The sequence below is a fragment of the Vibrio sp. Of14-4 genome, from assembly GCF_022347625.1.
In the GTDB taxonomy this organism is placed as follows: domain Bacteria; phylum Pseudomonadota; class Gammaproteobacteria; order Enterobacterales; family Vibrionaceae; genus Vibrio; species Vibrio pristinus.
Window position 1 is genome coordinate 21502 of sequence record NZ_JAKRGI010000005.1, and the last position, 18044, is coordinate 39545.

Annotated in this window: 16 protein-coding genes and 1 riboswitch; of the genes, 10 read left to right on the top strand and 6 right to left on the bottom strand. The window is 41.9% G+C overall.

All coding sequences use genetic code 11. The features are described from left to right. Window positions 1-12 precede the first annotated feature (12 nt). The 3 genes from MHN79_RS06675 (at window position 13) to yqfB (ending at window position 3145) form a co-directional block, all read left to right on the top strand. On the top strand, window positions 13-1524 hold the full coding sequence (locus MHN79_RS06675) for a sensor domain-containing diguanylate cyclase (RefSeq protein WP_239172221.1): 1512 nt from the start codon (window positions 13-15) through the stop codon (window positions 1522-1524). A 101-nt stretch (window positions 1525-1625) separates the two neighbouring features. Beyond that, on the top strand, window positions 1626-2822 hold the full coding sequence (locus tag MHN79_RS06680; protein ID WP_239172222.1) for a DEAD/DEAH box helicase: 1197 nt from the start codon (window positions 1626-1628) through the stop codon (window positions 2820-2822). After that, window positions 2822-3145: a N(4)-acetylcytidine aminohydrolase gene (yqfB, locus tag MHN79_RS06685; protein WP_239172223.1), complete on the top strand. Its 324-nt coding sequence runs from the start codon at window positions 2822-2824 to the stop codon at window positions 3143-3145. The genes MHN79_RS06680 and yqfB overlap by 1 nt, the downstream gene beginning before the upstream one ends. Window positions 3146-3178: 33 nt before the next feature. Here the strand turns inward: yqfB and MHN79_RS06690 are convergent, their stop codons facing one another. Next, entirely contained in the window at window positions 3179-3961 is a 783-nt protein-coding gene (locus tag MHN79_RS06690; RefSeq protein WP_239172224.1) for a transporter substrate-binding domain-containing protein, read from the bottom strand. Between the two features lie 403 nt (window positions 3962-4364). On the opposite strand from MHN79_RS06690, the gene katG reads away from it, so the two are divergent. The 4 genes from katG to MHN79_RS06710 all read left to right on the top strand — a co-directional run bounded on the left by katG (window position 4365) and on the right by MHN79_RS06710 (window position 9894). Beyond that, the gene (katG, locus tag MHN79_RS06695) at window positions 4365-6542 is read left to right on the top strand and encodes a catalase/peroxidase HPI (protein ID WP_239172225.1); all 2178 of its coding nucleotides are present in this window, start codon (window positions 4365-4367) and stop codon (window positions 6540-6542) included. A 550-nt stretch (window positions 6543-7092) separates the two neighbouring features. Beyond that, window positions 7093-7743 (top strand): HAD family phosphatase, encoded by a 651-nt coding sequence (locus tag MHN79_RS06700; RefSeq protein ID WP_239172226.1) that lies wholly within the window; start codon window positions 7093-7095, stop codon window positions 7741-7743. Window positions 7744-7888: 145 nt separating this feature from the next. After that, the gene (gene yghU / locus MHN79_RS06705) at window positions 7889-8746 is read left to right on the top strand and encodes a glutathione-dependent disulfide-bond oxidoreductase (protein WP_239172227.1); all 858 of its coding nucleotides are present in this window, start codon (window positions 7889-7891) and stop codon (window positions 8744-8746) included. A gap of 167 nt (window positions 8747-8913) precedes the next feature. Next, window positions 8914-9894, top strand: a complete 981-nt coding sequence (locus tag MHN79_RS06710; RefSeq protein ID WP_160930680.1) for a rhodanese-related sulfurtransferase — start codon at window positions 8914-8916, stop codon at window positions 9892-9894. A gap of 268 nt (window positions 9895-10162) precedes the next feature. Here the strand turns inward: MHN79_RS06710 and MHN79_RS06715 are convergent, their stop codons facing one another. The 5 genes from MHN79_RS06715 to MHN79_RS06735 form a co-directional block, all read right to left on the bottom strand. Continuing rightward, window positions 10163-10534, bottom strand: a complete 372-nt coding sequence (locus tag MHN79_RS06715) for a hypothetical protein (RefSeq protein ID WP_160930678.1) — start codon at window positions 10532-10534, stop codon at window positions 10163-10165. A 328-nt stretch (window positions 10535-10862) separates the two neighbouring features. Continuing rightward, window positions 10863-11159, bottom strand: coding sequence for a hypothetical protein (locus MHN79_RS06720; protein WP_114786035.1), 297 nt, complete (start codon window positions 11157-11159; stop codon window positions 10863-10865). 19 nt (window positions 11160-11178) lie between these two features. After that, window positions 11179-11256: riboswitch (cyclic di-GMP riboswitch) on the bottom strand. Window positions 11257-11457: 201 nt separating this feature from the next. Then, window positions 11458-12276, bottom strand: coding sequence for an NADPH-dependent 7-cyano-7-deazaguanine reductase QueF (gene queF, locus MHN79_RS06725; protein ID WP_239172228.1), 819 nt, complete (start codon window positions 12274-12276; stop codon window positions 11458-11460). Window positions 12277-12279: 3 nt separating this feature from the next. Further along, a complete protein-coding gene (locus tag MHN79_RS06730; protein ID WP_160930674.1) occupies window positions 12280-13143 on the bottom strand; it encodes a queuosine precursor transporter in 864 nt (287 codons plus the stop codon). Beyond that, window positions 13136-13732, bottom strand: coding sequence for a helix-turn-helix domain-containing protein (locus tag MHN79_RS06735; protein WP_239172229.1), 597 nt, complete (start codon window positions 13730-13732; stop codon window positions 13136-13138). Before MHN79_RS06735 ends, MHN79_RS06730 begins: the two co-directional genes overlap by 8 nt. Window positions 13733-14328: 596 nt before the next feature. On the opposite strand from MHN79_RS06735, the gene MHN79_RS06740 reads away from it, so the two are divergent. The 3 genes from MHN79_RS06740 to eat are packed head-to-tail and all read left to right on the top strand — an operon-like array spanning window position 14329 to window position 18030. Further along, the gene (locus tag MHN79_RS06740) at window positions 14329-15741 is read left to right on the top strand and encodes an ethanolamine ammonia-lyase subunit EutB (protein WP_239172230.1); all 1413 of its coding nucleotides are present in this window, start codon (window positions 14329-14331) and stop codon (window positions 15739-15741) included. Next, window positions 15734-16609: an ethanolamine ammonia-lyase subunit EutC gene (eutC, locus tag MHN79_RS06745; RefSeq protein ID WP_239172231.1), complete on the top strand. Its 876-nt coding sequence runs from the start codon at window positions 15734-15736 to the stop codon at window positions 16607-16609. The genes MHN79_RS06740 and eutC overlap by 8 nt, the downstream gene beginning before the upstream one ends. Before the next feature lie 14 nt (window positions 16610-16623). Next, a complete protein-coding gene (gene eat / locus MHN79_RS06750; RefSeq protein ID WP_239172232.1) occupies window positions 16624-18030 on the top strand; it encodes an ethanolamine permease in 1407 nt (468 codons plus the stop codon). Window positions 18031-18044: the final 14 nt, after the last annotated feature.

Below are 18044 nucleotides of genomic sequence, written 5' to 3' on the forward strand. Positions count from 1 at the left end.
AGTAGATAAGTAATGAATGAACATTGGATGAGTAAAGACACCCAAGCTATTGAAAAAAGTAAGTTCAATCGATTTTTAGGATTATACGGATATTCACTAGCGACCTTGGGCTTAGTGATACTCATTATTAATGTTTTTACTTATTCTCTATACCGAGTACAAAAAGACAGCAACTTTGAATTAGAAATCAGTTTTGCTAAAGACCAAAACGCCAACCTAATCAACCTTTTAAGAAAAGATATTCGTATTATAGGTTCTAGCGTTCATTTCTTTTACGCGACCAATCCCGCCCAATGGCACAACTTTCCTCTTTTTGTACAAAATGCCTTAAGAGATGATATTGGCTCGCTTGCTTCACTTCAGTGGATGCCACGTAACACTAGCAGCAGTAATGCAAAATCACCACCTAGTGCCAACGAGTTCAGAGTTACCCAAATATTTCCAGAAACTAGTGCCAACCTTAAAATCATAGGTTACCGACCGTCAGATCAAAGATTTGCTCATGCTTTAAGCGTCATCACATCAACACGAGAAGCGTTTATCTCGGATAAACTACAGCTGCTACAACAAGGGTCTACCACACCAAAAAATAAAAAAAGTGCCCTGGTCTATTATCCTGTTTTCAACCCCTCAGAGCCTTCTCAATTATCTGGTGTGGTCGTTGGTGCGATAGACTTAGATCGATACTTTAAAACTCTGGCTTCCTTACTCCCCGCAAAACGATTTGAGTTTCAAATTGTCGATAAAGGCTATAACTCCGACGATGCTCCAATCGTCTATGAAAGTGAACGTTGGAATGTCTCAGAAGGCAGCGTGTACATCGATTCAGTCAATATAGCAAACCGCAACTGGGATATTCGTACTCGAGTGAAAGAAGAGTTGGGATATAACCAAAAAATGGCTCTCATCACGACATTCACTCTCGGTAATCTCGCTGCATTGCTGGTTAGTTATCTTGCCTTCAAACAAACCAGAGATAGACAAAGATTAAAGACTCTGATTGCCAACAAGACACGAAAGCTATCCTATTTGGCCTATCATGATAGCTTAACCGGTGTTGAAAACCGTAGGGCGTTTAACGAAACAATAAAACGAAGAGTACTGAACGACGATGTTTTCACTTTAGTCGGTTTTGATGTCGATAGATTTAAAGGGATAAACGATAACTTTGGCCACACAGCCGGAGACAAAGCTCTGCAGCACATCGTCTCTGTCATTGCACCATTCTTACACGAATCAGATGGGTTTTATCGTCTCGGCGGTGATGAATTTTTTATTATAATTGAACGTTTTAAACCCGCAGAAGTCACCAGTCTTCTCGAAGCAATCATATTGACCATGGGTAATTCTCCACTTGAATTTGAAGGAAAAGAAATTTCGATTTCCTTGAGTCTAGGTGCCATTACCAGAACCGAAGAAAAAGAGGAAGCTCTACTCAGTAAAGTTGATGAGCAAATCTATATCAGTAAAAGCGATGGAAGAAACCAATACTCTTACGTACCGGTTGATATCCACATTCAATGATACGCCTGCAAATAATCAACCTCAAAAAGTACACATCGTGATACACTCGCTATCATACCGACACAGACCAGCAGTACTTAACAACATTTTTGAGTGTATCAATGCCATTCGCAAACCTCGGCTTAAGCCAACCTATAACCCAAGCTATAGAAACACTGGGTTACAGTGACCCAACCCATATCCAAACTAGAGCAATACCAGCAATTCTAAGAGGTGAAGACCTGATTGCCGCAGCTCAAACAGGCACTGGAAAAACCGCAAGTTTTGTACTGCCTATGCTTGAAAGATTGAGCAAAGGGGTGACACAGAAGAAGAAACGAATTCGCGGTTTGATACTGGCGCCTACTCGAGAGCTAGCGATTCAAATTGACGATAAAGTAAGAACCTACAGTAAAAATCTCTCACTAACATCACTTGCCATGTACGGTGGTGTTGATAGCACAAGTCAAAAGCAAGCACTGATTACAGGCGTCGATATATTAGTCGCAACACCTGGACGACTGCTTGATATGTATAGCCAACGCGCAATACATTTTGAAGAAATCGAAATGCTGGTCCTCGATGAGGCCGATCGTATGCTCGATATGGGCTTTATCGATGACATTAATAAGATTCTAAGCCGCCTTCCAAAGGATATTCAAAGCCTGCTGTTTTCCGCGACCCTATCTCACAAAGTACGTGACCTAGCAAAGACTGCTGTCTATAACCCTGTTGAAATTTCTATCCCAGCCAATCAAGCCTCGAAGAAGAACATAGAACAGTGGTTAATTACCGTCGATAAAGATAAAAAGTCGGCGCTTCTTAGCCACTTAATCAAGACCAATGATTGGGAACAAGCCTTGATCTTCATCGAGACGAAACACGGCGCTGCTAAACTGGTCCAACAGCTCGAAAAGCGAGGGATACAGGCAGAAGCTTTCCATAGTGGTCGAAGTCAGGCGGTTCGAACTCAGCTCTTGGCAGATTTCAAGGCAGGAAAAATTAAATACATGATTGCAACAGGCGTTGGAGCGAGAGGAATTGACATTGAGGGCCTGACTCGCGTTGTCAATTATGATCTGCCTTTTCCTGCCGATGAATATATCCACCGCATAGGCAGAACTGGGCGCGCAGACGCTCAGGGAGAAGCCATTTCGTTTGTCTCCAAAGATAATTTCAAGAATTTGTGTATGATTGAGTCTCGCCTAGGACATCTGCTTGAACGTCGCGAGATTGAAGGGTTTGAGCCACGCAAACCCGTCCCAATATCTATTCTTAACTATGTCCCCAAAAATAAACGCCAAGGTAAGGACAAGTAGTGAAAACACCAACCAAGATAACCTTTTTTGAGTCGTTAACTCCGCTCATTGCCGCAGGCAAAAAGACCATTACAATTCGTGATAAGTCTGAATCTGACTATGAGCCAAATAGCCAAGTTGAAGTGTTTACCTTAGAAACTGGCAAGAAAGTGTGCGACGTTAAGATTGTCTCAGTAGAAGCCCTTCGATTTGACGACATCAATCAAGAGCATGCGCAGCAGGAGTACCTTCCATTACCAAAGCTAAAGCAGCTAATACGTGACATTTACCCTGACGATGATAACTTGTATGTCATAACCTTCGAGTTAATCCATTCAGCTTGATTGAAAACCGCTATTCTAATAGCGGTTTTACCCTTACTCGAAAGTAGATTCACACTTGATTCTCATACTTTCAAAGTAGCCGTATATGATGGTCTCATACCGACCGTCTTGTCTCATTTCAGCTAATACCTCATCAAAACGATTCAAAAGCGCTTTACGATCACGCTTTTTAGAGAATGCGATATAACTTGGAGTGGCTTCAATGGCAGGTGATAATATTTCTATGGCTTTATCTAAGCTTTCTTGAACGAGTATACTGCGCGCTCCAAACTCATTGTTGACCCAAATATCGGCTCGTTTGGTGCGAATTAGGTGGGCACACTCTTTAGCACTATTTCTCTGGAAAACCGCCCTAAAACCACCCTGAGCAATTTTTGTATCCATCCTCTTACCATAGCTAACACCATTTACCACACATAGAGCTATGTCCGAAACATCACCAACCAAAATCTCTTCTGGGCGATAGCCGCTACCTCGTAGTGCCATTAAGCTTATGTTCTGCACAAACAGAACATTTTTACTGTAGTCAGCAAACTTTTCCCTTTCAGCATTCTTGAACGCTGTAAAAATTCCGTCAGCTTTGCCTCTTTGTACTAGGGCCAACGCTCGCGCCCATGGTAATACGGTAATATTGACCGGTGTTTCCAATTGATGAAAGATATAGCTGACAAGCAACACTGCAACACCAGATACTTGGCCGTTTCGCGTTTCGATATAGGGAGGATATTCCAAAGTCACCAATTCAACCGGCTCTGCAGCCACAGGTTTGACCGTAATCAGTGCACAGATGAGTATAAAAACTCGTAGCTTCGTCATTCAGACTCCTCCTGAAGCCCAACGTCTTAGAACATTGAGCGAGCTAACAAGGGTCACTGCCCATCAATGGACGGTATTTTATGTTTCCCTAATGTTAATAGTAATATTTTCAGAGAATATCGCCCGATTTTTTTAAGTATATTTACGGATGTGATTAAAAGAGGACAAACAACGCCAACTCTAACGGGTCTCATGTAAGCAAAATCGTCATGCCAAACCCACTGTACAAAAGATAGACACCATCTATCGATAATATAGTCATAAACTGTTTTCTATACACCGACATGCCAACTATGCTCAATGCTAGGTACGAAATTATCGAAAGACTGAATAAACGTTTATTTTTTAATGTCTGAGCCATACCAAATGGCCTAGTAGAAGACATGACACAAAGGAGTAAGTCATGGAACATAAACACTCGAAATCCGGCGGTCAATGCCCTGTGATGCACGGCGGCGCAACCTCTTCCGACGCATCTAACGTAGCCTGGTGGCCAAAAACCCTGAATCTGGATATTCTTCACCAACACGATCAAAAATCGAATCCATTAGGAAAGGATTTTAATTATCGGGAGCAGCTTAAAACACTCGATGTCCAATCCCTCAAAAATGATTTAAAAGCGCTCATGACAGACAGCCAAGACTGGTGGCCAGCGGATTGGGGACACTATGGTGGCCTGATGATTAGAATGGCATGGCACTCCGCAGGGACATATCGGATAGGTGATGGTAGAGGCGGAGCCGACACTGGTAATCTGCGTTTTGCTCCTCTTAATTCTTGGCCAGATAATGCAAACTTAGACAAGGCTCGTCGCCTGCTCTGGCCAATCAAACAAAAATACGGTAACAAAATAAGTTGGGCAGATCTTATGATCTTGGCGGGCAATATGGCGTACGAGTCGATGGGACTCAAAACCTTTGGCTTTGCTTTTGGTCGTGAAGATATCTGGCATCCTGAAAAGGACATATATTGGGGAGCAGAGCAAGAATGGCTTGCGCCCAGCGGTTCAGAAAACAGCCGCTACTCAGGTAAGCGAGATTTGGAAAATCCACTCGCGGCCGTGATGATGGGGCTTATCTATGTCAACCCTGAAGGTGTTGATGGAAAGCCCGACCCACTGAAAACAGCGCAAGACATGCGAACGACATTCGAGCGTATGGGTATGAATGATGAAGAAACTGTAGCGCTTACAGCAGGAGGCCATACCGTGGGTAAAGCGCATGGTAATGGTAGTGAATCAAATATCGGGCCAGAGCCTGAAAGAGCAGATATAGAAGAGCAAGGCTTAGGCTGGAATAATCATAATTCTAGAGGCATTGGTCGAGATACCATGACAAGTGGCCTTGAAGGCGCATGGACAACACACCCAACTCAGTGGGACAACGGCTACTTCCGTCTTCTGCTTGAATATGACTGGGATTTAAAAAAGAGCCCCGCAGGCGCATGGCAGTGGGAACCTTCTGATATGGACGACGAAGATAAGCCTGTTGATGTGGAAGACCCAAATATGCGTGTCAATCCAATCATGACCGATGCAGATATGGCTCTAAGAATTGACCCTGAGTACCATAAGATCTCAGAACGTTTCCACAAGGATCAAGCCTACTTCTCAGAGACCTTCGCAAGGGCCTGGTTTAAGCTTACTCACCGTGATATGGGGCCCAAGTCGCGTTATTTTGGCCCAGATGTCCCTAGTGAAGATTTGCTCTGGCAAGACCCTGTACCGAAAGGCAGTACAAACTACGATGTAGCTGCAGTAAAAGCCAAGCTTGCCAATAGCGGCCTAAGCATCGGCGACATGGTGGCCACTGCTTGGGATAGTGCGCGTACTTTCCGCAATTCCGATAAACGCGGTGGAGCAAATGGCGCTCGCATACGCCTTGCTCCTCTAAATCAATGGCAAGGCAACGAGCCAGAGAGGTTAGCTAACGTACTAAGCGTACTAGAAACTATCGCAAGTGAATTCAAAATGAGTGTTGCCGATGCGATTGTATTAGCCGGAAATGTGGGTATTGAGCAAGCGGCCAAAGCTGCCGGTGTAAACATCACTGTACCCTTTTCCCCCGGTCGCGGCGATGCAACGCTAGCACAGACTGATGTCGAGTCCTTTAGTGTTTTAGAGCCTATTGCAGACGGATTTCGTAACTGGCAAAAACAGCACTATGCTGTGGGACCTGAAGAGCTAATGTTAAATCACGCTCAGTTATTGGGATTAACGGCTCCTGAAATGACGGTGCTAATCGGAGGGATGCGCGTACTAGGAACAAACCATTCAAACACACAATATGGCGTGTTTACTGATAAGGTTGGCGTGTTGAGTAATGACTTTTTCATTAACTTAACTGATATGCGCTACTCATGGGTGCCAACTGGTCGCAATTCATATTCAATTGTCGACCGCAACAGTGGTAATGAGAAATGGGCAGCAACCAGAGTCGATCTAGTATTTGGCTCCAATTCAATATTAAGAGCCTATGCTGAGGTGTACGCACAAGATGATAACAAAGATAAGTTTGTTCACGACTTTGTTAAAGCTTGGACAAAAGTCATGAATGCCGACCGTTTCGATCTTAATCAGTAAAGAAAATACTACCCATGGTCATCTCTATGATCATGGGTATTTATGATTAAATGGCCTGACTTTATGACAGCTTCACAAATATAGGCTAGGGTTAGTTAAGTAGCACTCATTAAGAAACTTAATTCACATTAGAAGTCTGTCAATCATAGTTGGCTAATTAAGGAGAGTTGAAGATGAAAGGATTCGAGTTTTTTAGGCTGTTTGACACACAAGAGTTGTTTATTTTTTACTAACCGAGCATACAAAAGGTGCGTTGAGTAGCAACATTATTCAACGCAAACCCAAACCAATAAAAACAACACTATCCACCTTGATATCTACAGAACCAACATAAAACCATACACCATGTTAAGTGGAAAAATACGGCCTAACAGCACGCTCCATTCTAATCAGCCCTGCATGACGTAAACGCGATCAATTCTGCCCTTGCCCAAAAGAAGCTCACTAAAGTTCGATGTTTCAAATAATGCACATTATCAACGATGAATTTACTCATATTGTGTAGTATGTAAAAATACCAACCATCAAACGAATTGATTAAGATTTATCAATGAAATTCCAAGCGGCCATCTTTGATATGGATGGATTATTACTCGACACCGAAAAAGTAAGTATGCATGTTTTTAAACAGGCATGCTCAACGGTCAACCTACCTTTTTATGAAGATATTTATCTATCTATTATCGGAAGAAATTCAGTAGGTATAGAAAAAATTCTTCGCCAAGCTTACGGAGATGATCTAGATAGACTCCATAACGAATGGCGACGCAACTATGATGCGATAGTCAAACATCAACCCATACCAATTAAAAAAGGGGTTGTGGAGCTACTGGCTTGGCTAACAGAAAATGGTATCCCAACTTCTGTTGCAACCTCCACGCAGCGGGATGTAGCTGAAATCAAGCTTAAATTGTCGGGCTTAGACAAGTTCTTCAATTGTTTGACTTGTGGCTGTGAGGTCTCGAAAGGAAAACCAGATCCAGAAATATACCTGCTAGCCGCTGAAAGATTGGGAGTTAAAAGTCAAGATTGTCTGGCATTTGAAGACTCCAATAATGGTGTTCGCAGTGCCATCTCAGCCCAGATGACGACCTTTCAAATCCCTGATCTGGTCGAGCCTTGTGATGAAGTTAGATCATTCGGACATAATGTTTTTCCATCACTACTAGATGTCATGGATTATCTAGAGTCAAATAGATAAGCGGACGAAGATAAGATTCTTTATACCCAAAATATTTAGACCAATAACTCATAGATATAACAAATTTCCACTGAGGGCTTGGATTCATACCATTAGCCCCAACTTCTTCTATTACTGGCATAATCATATTACACAAGGAATGACAATGACTGATAAATATGTACCACCTGCCGTATGGAAAATGGAAAATAGCGATGGCGGCCAATGGTCAAGTATAAACCGTCCTGATTCTGGTTCCCGCCATCAACAAACCTTACCTAAAGGTAAGCACCCACTGCAATTGTATTCGATGGGAACACCAAACGGTCAAAAAGTAACGATTATGCTAGAAGAATTGCTCGCAATTGGCATAAAAGACGCTGAGTATGATGCACATTTAATAAGAATTGGTGAGGGAGATCAGTTTGGCTCAGGCTTTGTTGACATTAACCCTAACTCAAAAATCCCCGCACTGATTGATGGCTCAAATGAAAGCCAGATCAATGTTTTCGAATCTGGAAATATTCTTCTCTATCTCGCCGATAAGTTTGACCATTTTCTGCCCAAACAAATCGAAGCAAAAACTCAAGTAATGAACTGGCTGTTTTGGCTTCAAGGCTCTGCGCCTTATCTTGGGGGGGGCTTTGGACACTTCTACTCCTATGCACCAGAAAAATTCGAATATCCCATCAATCGCTTTTCTATGGAAGCGAAACGCCAACTCGACGTATTGGATAAACAGCTTGCAAAGCATGATTTTATTGCTGGCGATAGCTACAGCATAGCCGACATTGCAATTTGGCCTTGGTACGGGAACCTTGTACTAGGCAAACTATACGACGCTGCTAAATTCTTGGATGTGGGTAGCTACAAATACCTTAAGCGCTGGGCTGAAAAGATTGAGAGTCGTCCTGCAGTTCAACGAGGACGTATTGTGAACCGTACTTGGGGAGAAAGCTGGGAACAAGTTCCAGAACGGCACTCTGCTCAAGACATTGATAAAGTATTGAATCTGATACCATAGTTTTTGTAAACCTGTCATATGGAATGTATGGCAGGTTGCCTTTCTATCCCAAGCCCTCTTTTCCCTTAATAAATATACGTATTTATTTACCAAACACTTCGATATACTTCATTGAATTTAAACAACGGCTCTGGACTTACGATCCAGCTCGCTAAATGGGGAAAACCATGACCAACTACGTAGTATGCGCACTGTATAAGTTTGTGCGCTTGGAAGATTACAAAGACCTCCAACAACCGCTAAAGCTGCTGATGGAAAAGCATCAGGTCAGAGGCACCTTATTACTTGCCAACGAGGGGATTAATGGCACAGTCGCTTCAGATCGAGACGGTATTGATGCGCTTTTGGCTTGGTTTAAGCGAGACTCACGTCTGGCTGATATCGTCTACAAAGAATCTTACGACCAGCATCAGCCTTTTCATCGTACCAAAGTCAAGTTGAAGAAAGAAATTGTCACCCTTGGTGTTGAAGGTATAGATCCTCGCCATGTAGTCGGGACTTATGTCAAACCCACTGAATGGAATGAGTTAATATCAGATCCAGAAGTCTTTGTTGTCGACACTCGTAATAACTACGAAATAGAAATTGGTACGTTTGAAAATGCGGTTAATCCTAACACCGAGACTTTCCGTGAATTCCCCGATTATGTTGCAGCCAATATGGATCCATCAAAACACAAAAAGGTCGCCATGTTCTGTACAGGAGGCATTCGCTGTGAAAAATCGACGGCCTATATGAAAGAACAAGGGTTTGAAGAGGTTTATCATCTCGAAGGGGGCATTCTAAAGTACTTAGAAGAGGTCCCAGCTGAGGAAAGTATGTGGCAAGGTGATTGCTACGTTTTTGATGGCCGTGTTGCTGTCAATCATGAGTTAGAAAAAAGCGGTTACGAAATGTGCAATGCGTGTCGTCTACCCATAACTCAGCATGATATGGAGTCACCATCCTATGAAAAAGGGGTAAGCTGCCCTAAATGTGTCGATAAACATACAGACGAACAAAAAGCACGATTCCGTGAGCGTGAAAAACAAGTTCAGTTAGCCAATACGCGTGGTGAATCGCACGTTGGTGGGGATGCTGATCAAATCATAATGAAGCGTAGACAAGAGAAAATTGCGCGCAAGGAACAACAAAGAAAATCTAAGTGATTCCTGATCTGCTATAGACAGCTTCTATACACTTAAGTAGCCTTCTTTTTGAAGGCTACTTGCCTATTTCAATTTATTACTCAAACCATCGAACTTCCATTAGTCACACAGGTTTAAGCCCTAAATTAAGGTAGTTTCTTGGGATTGAGAATATCACATTCAATAGTCGGTTTTTATAATAGTTTTTATTGGCTCTGAGCACCAAAAAGATCACGACTGCTTGAATTTAGTAATGAGACAACTCTTAGACTCAATGACACCAATATTTCTATTGTCCCTTGGGCAACAACCAAGAACCAATAGATACAGCCTGAACACCCGACACTCTTCCTCTAAGAAGGCATCCCTCCGCAGGCATAGAACGCCCGTTTGAATCAATGTAAATTGCATTCTTTAGATGGAAGTACTGGCTGTCACCGGAATTACTTGAATTCAAAGCCAGTTGGCAATCAAAAGCAAGATTTTCTGTACTATCATGTAGGTGTTCATTAACTAGCTCAAAGTATCGGCGTTCAGATATGAGTTCTCCGGTTAAAATTTTCTCACCCATGAATATAGTCACACCGACTGTCGAGTCATCTTTATCTGTGTGGCTTACCATGTTCTGAAACAGGGACTCATTGCGCTCTATTGTTATCATATTTATTTTTCCTAGCTGAATTAGACTCCTCCAATATAAACGTTTGATGCAGTCTTGTGACATGAATACATGTGAAGTTTTTCTTATTGCTTCTTTATTGACGTATCGGCCACTCTGTTGGACTAGTCCAAATCATGCCGAATAGCATCACATAATTTCATCAATTTTCAGATTTTAATCCATAAAAATCAAATGGTTATGTGATGTATTCAAAATTTACCTCAAAATATTCAGAATATATACTCTATTTCGTCACACCTTATCTACCACCCTAATTCAGCTCAAAGAAGCTAAAAGTTTAAAAGCGGTAGGACGTTCATAAAATACCCTATTTGATACTTTTAGTAGCATTAGCAAACACTGGAGCTTCGGTAATAGTAAGAGCGTCAAGCTCATTGAGCTTGAACAAATGTCCGCTAAATAGAACACCCGTTTCACGGAACTCATTCAGTGTCGCTTTGTCACAGCAACATAAAAGATGTTCGTTAGTCATCGCGAGAAGGCCTGAATAACCGTTTAGACCATTAATTAATTGATGGAATGGCACGGACTCTTTCTTCAAGATACGAGTCGTTAGGATGCACTGTTTGAATTGGTTAGTTAATGAAGTGGGTAGTGTAAGCATAGTCAGGTTCCCCTAAAGCTAATGCAATGCAGCCCACAGCTTAAGCTGTGCTGTCACTTTGCGTCCCCGCCTCACGACAGGTTTGCCCAGTTTGTCCTGTGTTAAGTATAGGCAACATCAGACATAAACGAAAAAAGAGCTGGTTTAAGCCTGTCCTCCAGTCTGATCTTTCGCTTTTATTTCTGAGTTACTTTAGATAGAGTAATGCATGCGGTGACAGCGATACTTCACTCCGTAGTGTTGTGGAAGTCAATAGGATTGACTTCCATGTAAAGAAAATAAAACTATATTAATCAGTTTATTGTCTTGGGTTTCTTGCTGAACAGATCTCACTTTCAAAATCGCTTCGGTAAGGATTGATATCAAGACCGCCCCGCCTTGTATACCTTGCGAAAACGGTCAGTTTTTCCGGCTTGCAGCAGCGTTTAATATCGGAGTAGATGCGCTCTACACATTGCTCATGAAATTCATTGTGTTCACGGAATGATATTAGATACCGTAACAAGGCTTCATGATCGATTTTGGCTCCTGTATAACGGATATAAACACTTCCCCAATCAGGTTGGTTAGTGACCAAGCAGTTAGACTTGAGAAGGTGAGAGCACAAAGACTCTGTAACATATTGATCTTCTGTGGACCCTATCAAGGAGTCCTCATTATAATCAAATGAGTCTACTGTAATATCCAAACCATCAATACAATGTACGTTTTTATCGACTGACGTTTGTTGAGGTTCATCAACAGCAACAAATGATACTAATACTTCGGCTCCAGCGGCTTCACTAAGGTCTTGTTTCATTTGCTGCATAACAAGATCTTGGGAATCGAATCGGGTTTGGTTATAGCTGTTTAGGTACAATTTAAAAGACTTAGACTCAATCAAGTTATCCGAGGTGTGGGGAATCACGAATTCGCCGATTGCAACCACTGGTTTCCCTTTATTATTGAGCCAAGAGATCTCAAAAGCTGTCCATAAATCGAAGCCAGTATGAGTAGCTTGTATACGCTCTTTGATCTCGGCCCGCCCTCTTGCTCTCGGAATTGGATCGAGCAGTTCTGGTTTATATTGAGAAACATACTCTGTCTTTTTACCCAGATTCTTATTATAGATTGCCATTGATTATGACTCCTTGACATTGATTAACCGAGAAAACAGCTTTCTGGCATAATAAATTGGCCCAACACTAACTAACGCATAAAGAACCTTGATGGATACTTGGCTATAGAACATAACCAATAACACATCATTAGGTATCACATTATAAAAGGCAATGCCAATAAACAAAGCACTATCTACCACTGAAGCGATGCTCGTACTGGTAATAACTCGAATGGCTAACCAGCGAGAATTTGTTATCCGCTTAATTTTGTTCAAAATGTAAGCGTTAACATTTTCAGAAATAAAGTATGAGCTAAGTGAAGCAACAAATACGGACATCATACTAGCAACCAATGTTAAGTATTGCTCATCCATCACTTTCCAGGGCTCGATGCTGGGAACAAGCGTCGATAAATAAATAAATGCCAGTATGACAGCATTGACCGTTGTCGATTTAATAATCGCCCTTCTTGCTAATCTCAGGCCATAAAACTCGTTCAAAATATCAACAAAAATGAATGATATCGGATAAAGAAAAATCGCTATCGGTACAACTAGACCCGTATTGAAAATTTCTATCGGCTTAATACCTGTGAGGTTTGACAGAGTAAAAAGCGAACAGAGACAAAGGACTAAAAATGAATAACTCATCCAATAATTTTCATGGCGATCTTCTAATTCGTAGGCACCTTCAAAACTAGATTTTGAGTACGCTTTCTTACACACCTCAACTAATTCATTACGATTAAGATCATCCGCAACATCGCTTTTTAAAAGTTCTGCGGGCGGTATATCAACAACTTTACCCGTTCCTTTTATCATAATGCTTGCAGTCATACTAGGGGTTTCACTAAAACCGATTAACTTGTACTTATTGTTAAACACAGTAGCGCTCCTCAAGAATGCTGCCAAAAAAGTAATCATTGCGCTCTAATGGTTCATCAGAAGCTAACGCACATAAATAGCCATTACGAACAATCAGCTTATTCGACTGTTCAACATGACGATTTGAGCGATCAACGATAAGTAAGTTTCCTCTCGTATAATATTGAGACAATGAGGTGCTGATTTGTATAGCTACAACATTCTTGCTTTGAGAGAAATGGTAAGTCAATGGATAATCCGTCACCATTTCACTAATATAGTGATCACCTTTCAGTACAAACTCATGTTCTGTCAAAATAGGAACGGCGATAGGGTTTTTATTTCCATCGATAGACGTTAGAGGTGAGCCAATATAATGCGATTCAAGAGATTCATTCTGAATGATGTAGCAAGTAGTTCCAAAAAAATCTGCAATTTTTTCTACTGTAGCTGCTTGCACACGTTCAACTTTACCATCCAAGATTTTATATATTGTAGAGCGAGTAATACCCGTTTTTCTACTTAATGATGCTTTCGTTTCTTTCCCTTGATGTAATCCAAACTGAATATTATCTCTTAATATAGCCAATTGCTCACTATTGCTTTTCATATGACAACCTGATTAAAACTTGGGCAAACATAATTCCGTTCATTTTATTTATGATATCAGGAACATATACCAAGTAGTATTGCTATGCGCACATAAATACATTACGCATATCAAACTATGGAACTTTCTCCCCAAAAAATCATCACCAGAAAATAAGCTTTGTTTCAAAATAGCGACTTATTTTCAAGAAAAAACATAAATTATGATAAAGGTGCTTTTCGTTTCTCTCACTGGAATAGATATCTAAACACCCAGAAAGTGGTGTAGTAATATTGTCGACAGCCTATCGGCCATAAAATAGGAATGAGGTCATAAGTTAACCCTAACAAGCCCAACTAAAGCAATCCAATCATACACTTCTCGTGACAAATAGAATGTAATGCCAATGAAATTAGCAAAGTAAGAGACTTATCTCATTTTTTATGCCACTACTTTTCTATTCTGACCAGCTAAGAAAATACATAACCTGCTGATATTAATGAATTTATTTTGAGCGTTTTTTGACAGGTTATTAAATATTCGAAGGTTTAATAAATTAATTACACTACTCTCGCCAAGCAATGAAGGCTGGAGCGAAGAGCAAACAGGAGAAAATCATGACATCAAGGTATCGCTGGCAGCAAGGAGACCAGACATACCAATTCCGTTCGTTAGCCGATTTAATGGCTAAAGCGACTCCAGAACGGTCAGGGGATGCTTTGGCGGGTGTGAGCGCTGACTCAGAAACAGAGCGTGTTGCTGCGCAAATGACACTAGCAGAATTACCACTCAAAGCATTTCTACAGCAAACTGTCATCCCCTATGAAGACGATGAGGTAACACGCCTCATTATTGATACTCATGACATGGAAGCCTTTGACCCCATCTCTCATTTGACAGTGGGAGATTTTCGTAACTGGTTACTAAGCGAAAAAGCCGATAGTGAAACACTCTATAAAATCCGTCTCGGGTTAACACCAGAAATGGTCGCTGCAGTTAGTAAAATAATGCGCAATCAAGATCTTATAGCTATTTCTCGAAAATGCCATGTAAAAACAGCCTTTCGCAACACTATAGGTTTACCCGGCAGACTGTCAACTCGATTACAGCCCAACCATCCAACAGACTCTCTAAATGGTATAGCTGCCACTATTTTTGATGGCTTGATGTATGGCAATGGTGACGCTGTAATAGGCATCAATCCAGCAACAGATAATGTTCCACAGACCATCAAATTGCTTGGAATGCTAGATGAAGTGATTCAATACTATAAAATACCGACTCAATCATGTGTGCTTACCCATGTGACAAACACTATAGAAGCAATAGAAAAAGGCGCACCAGTTGATCTTGTATTCCAGTCTGTTGGTGGAACTGAAGGCACCAATCAAGCATTTGGAATTAACCTTGGCATCCTTAAGGAAGCCCATGAAGCTGCCCTTTCTCTAAACCGTGGCACAGTAGGCAGTAACTGTATGTATTTTGAAACAGGTCAAGGGACAGCTTTATCCGCTAATGCCTACTTTGGTGTGGACCAGCAAACTTGTGAAGCGAGAGCATACGCCGTTGCAAGGCATTTTGATCCTCTTTTGGTGAATACCGTTGTCGGCTTTATTGGCCCCGAATACTTATTCGATGGAAAACAGATTATACGTGCTGGTCTAGAGGATCACTTTTGTGCCAAGATGCTCGGCCTTCCGATGGGATGCGATGTTTGCTATACCAATCATGCCTACGCTGATCAAAACGATATGGATAACCTTCTGACATTGCTTGGTGTCGCGGGTTGCTCTTTTATCATGGGAATACCCGGCTCTGACGACATCATGCTTAACTACCAAACAACGTCTTTTCATGATGCATTATACGCGAGGAAAGTTCTTGGCCTAAAGCCCTCCCCTGAATTCGAGCAGTGGCTCATCAAGATGCACATTTTTGATGACATAGATAACCTTGTTTTAACCCAAGGTATAGCAAAGCCTTTTTCCGCCTCAATTCCTACGTTAAGTAAGGATAAGACCAATGGCTAATAACCCTATCCCAAAAGGTAAAATTTCACCACAAGTCACAGACAACCCTTGGCAATCTTTGCGCCAATTTACTTCTGCTAGGATTGCACTGGGCCGAGCAGGAACTAGCATACCAACTCACGAAATGCTTGCATTTCAACTTGATCACGCACGAGCAAAAGACGCCGTACATAGAGCACTAAATATAGAAGACTTGGTTAAACAACTTAGCAAACAAGAAAATATTAAGCAGCATACACCTGATTTACCCATGGTCGTAAGCAGCAAGGTTTCTAATCGATTCATGTATTTGCAGCGGCCCGACCTAGGTCGCCAACTCGATGAAGAGTCATGGGAAAAAATCCAAAACTACCACGACACGAATAAAGCTAACTACGACTTATCAATTGTAATCGCTGACGGCCTCTCATCTATCGCAATACAAAACCATGCAGCGCCTGTGATTGATCGATTAATTTCCCTTCTTTATAAAGACGCTGAACACCATTGGAGTGCCGCACCAATAACTATTGTTAACCAAGGCCGAGTTGCGTGTGGAGACGATGTTGGGCAGTGTTTTAAGGCAAAAATCACCTTAATTCTTATTGGTGAGCGCCCCGGTTTAACTTCTCCCGACAGCATGGGCCTTTATATTACTTGGCAACCCGTAAGAGGAAAAAAAGACTCAAGCCGTAACTGTATCTCAAACATAAGGCCTGAAGGCCTTGGATATGAAGAAGCCTGCCAGAAGGCCTATTACCTGCTAAAAGAGTCGCTCAAACGACAAATATCAGGTGTCGATTTAAAAGACCGAAGCGTTTCTGATAACGGTCAAGTACTCGAAAACCATTCATCAACCAACTTTTTAACTTCACCCAAAAAACAATGATAGAGGGAATTATCATGTCTGATGAACGTCAGAATTATCTTGCCAAGAGGCAGCTTAAACGAGGGTCTGCAGGATGGATCTTACTTGCAGGTTTAGGCGTTTCATATGTTATTTCCGGCGACTTTGCCGGTTGGAACTTTGGCATTGCTCAGGCTGGCTGGGTAGGCTTCTTGATCGCTGCCTTAGCTATGGCTTTGATGTATTTCACACTTGTCTTGTCCCTCGCTGAAATGTCAGCGGCAATACCAACAGCAGGTGGTGGCTATAGTTTTGCACGACAAGCCATGGGGCCACTTGGCGGGTATATAACCGGGCTCTCCGTATTAATTGAATATGCATTAGCACCAGCAGCAATAGTGATTTTTATCGGCTCCGCAGTCAACGAACTGATTGGTATCGATGGCCCCATTGTCTACGCTTGTTTCTACTCTATCTTCATTGCTATTCACCTGTCTGGTATTGGCCAAGCTCTCAAAGTCATGATGGTTATCAGCGCACTTGCTGTTATTGCAATTTTACTGACCGCAACCGTTCTGATTGGACAATTTGACATCAACAATCTTTTTGACATTCCACCAACAACTTATGAAGCAACACGATTGTTACCTATGGGGTGGTACGGAGTCTGGGCCGCACTTCCATTTGCAATGTGGCTATTTTTGGCAGTTGAAGGAGTACCGCTTGCTGCCGAAGAGGCTAAGAATCCAGCAAAGGATGTTCCCAAGGGAATCATAGGCGCTATGGTGTTTTTGCTTTTTACAGCAACACTCGTTGTGTTTTTACTTGCCGGTGCCGTCGGTGCCAAAGTGATAGGTGACAGTCCAGTTCCTTTAGTCGATGCGCTTAATATAAGTGGGTATTCATCTATTGCCACCTTAGTCAACTTACTGGGCCTTGCTGGACTAATCGCTTCTTTCTTCTCTATTATCTACGGTTATAGCCGCTTAGTCTTTGCCCTATCTAGAGCAGGTTACCTCCCCAAAGGCTTATCCTTGACCAATAAAAACAAAGTGCCTGCACAAGCATTAGTACTTCCGGGTATTTTGGGACTTGCCGTCTCACTGTCAGGTGAAGGCGATCTTATCCTCGCGATGGCCGTAGTCGGCGCCACAGTATCGTATGCCCTCATGTCATTAAGTCATATACTCCTGCGTTACAAGCAGCCAAATCTTGTACGGCCATATAAAACCCCAGGAGGCGTAGTGACACCAAGTATTGCTCTGTTTTTATCTTTGATCGCGATGACGGGTGTCTATGCCTTTTCCCCGCCAGCTTTTTTCATGACACTAGGCCTATATATCATTGGCATAGCTTATTACTTGCTTTATAGCAGGCACAATCTTGTTGCTTCAACCGCAGAAGAAGAGTTTGAGATGCTCGCATTAGCAGAGCAAGAATTGGAGACTGAATTCACTAACTAAGTACTATAAAGGCA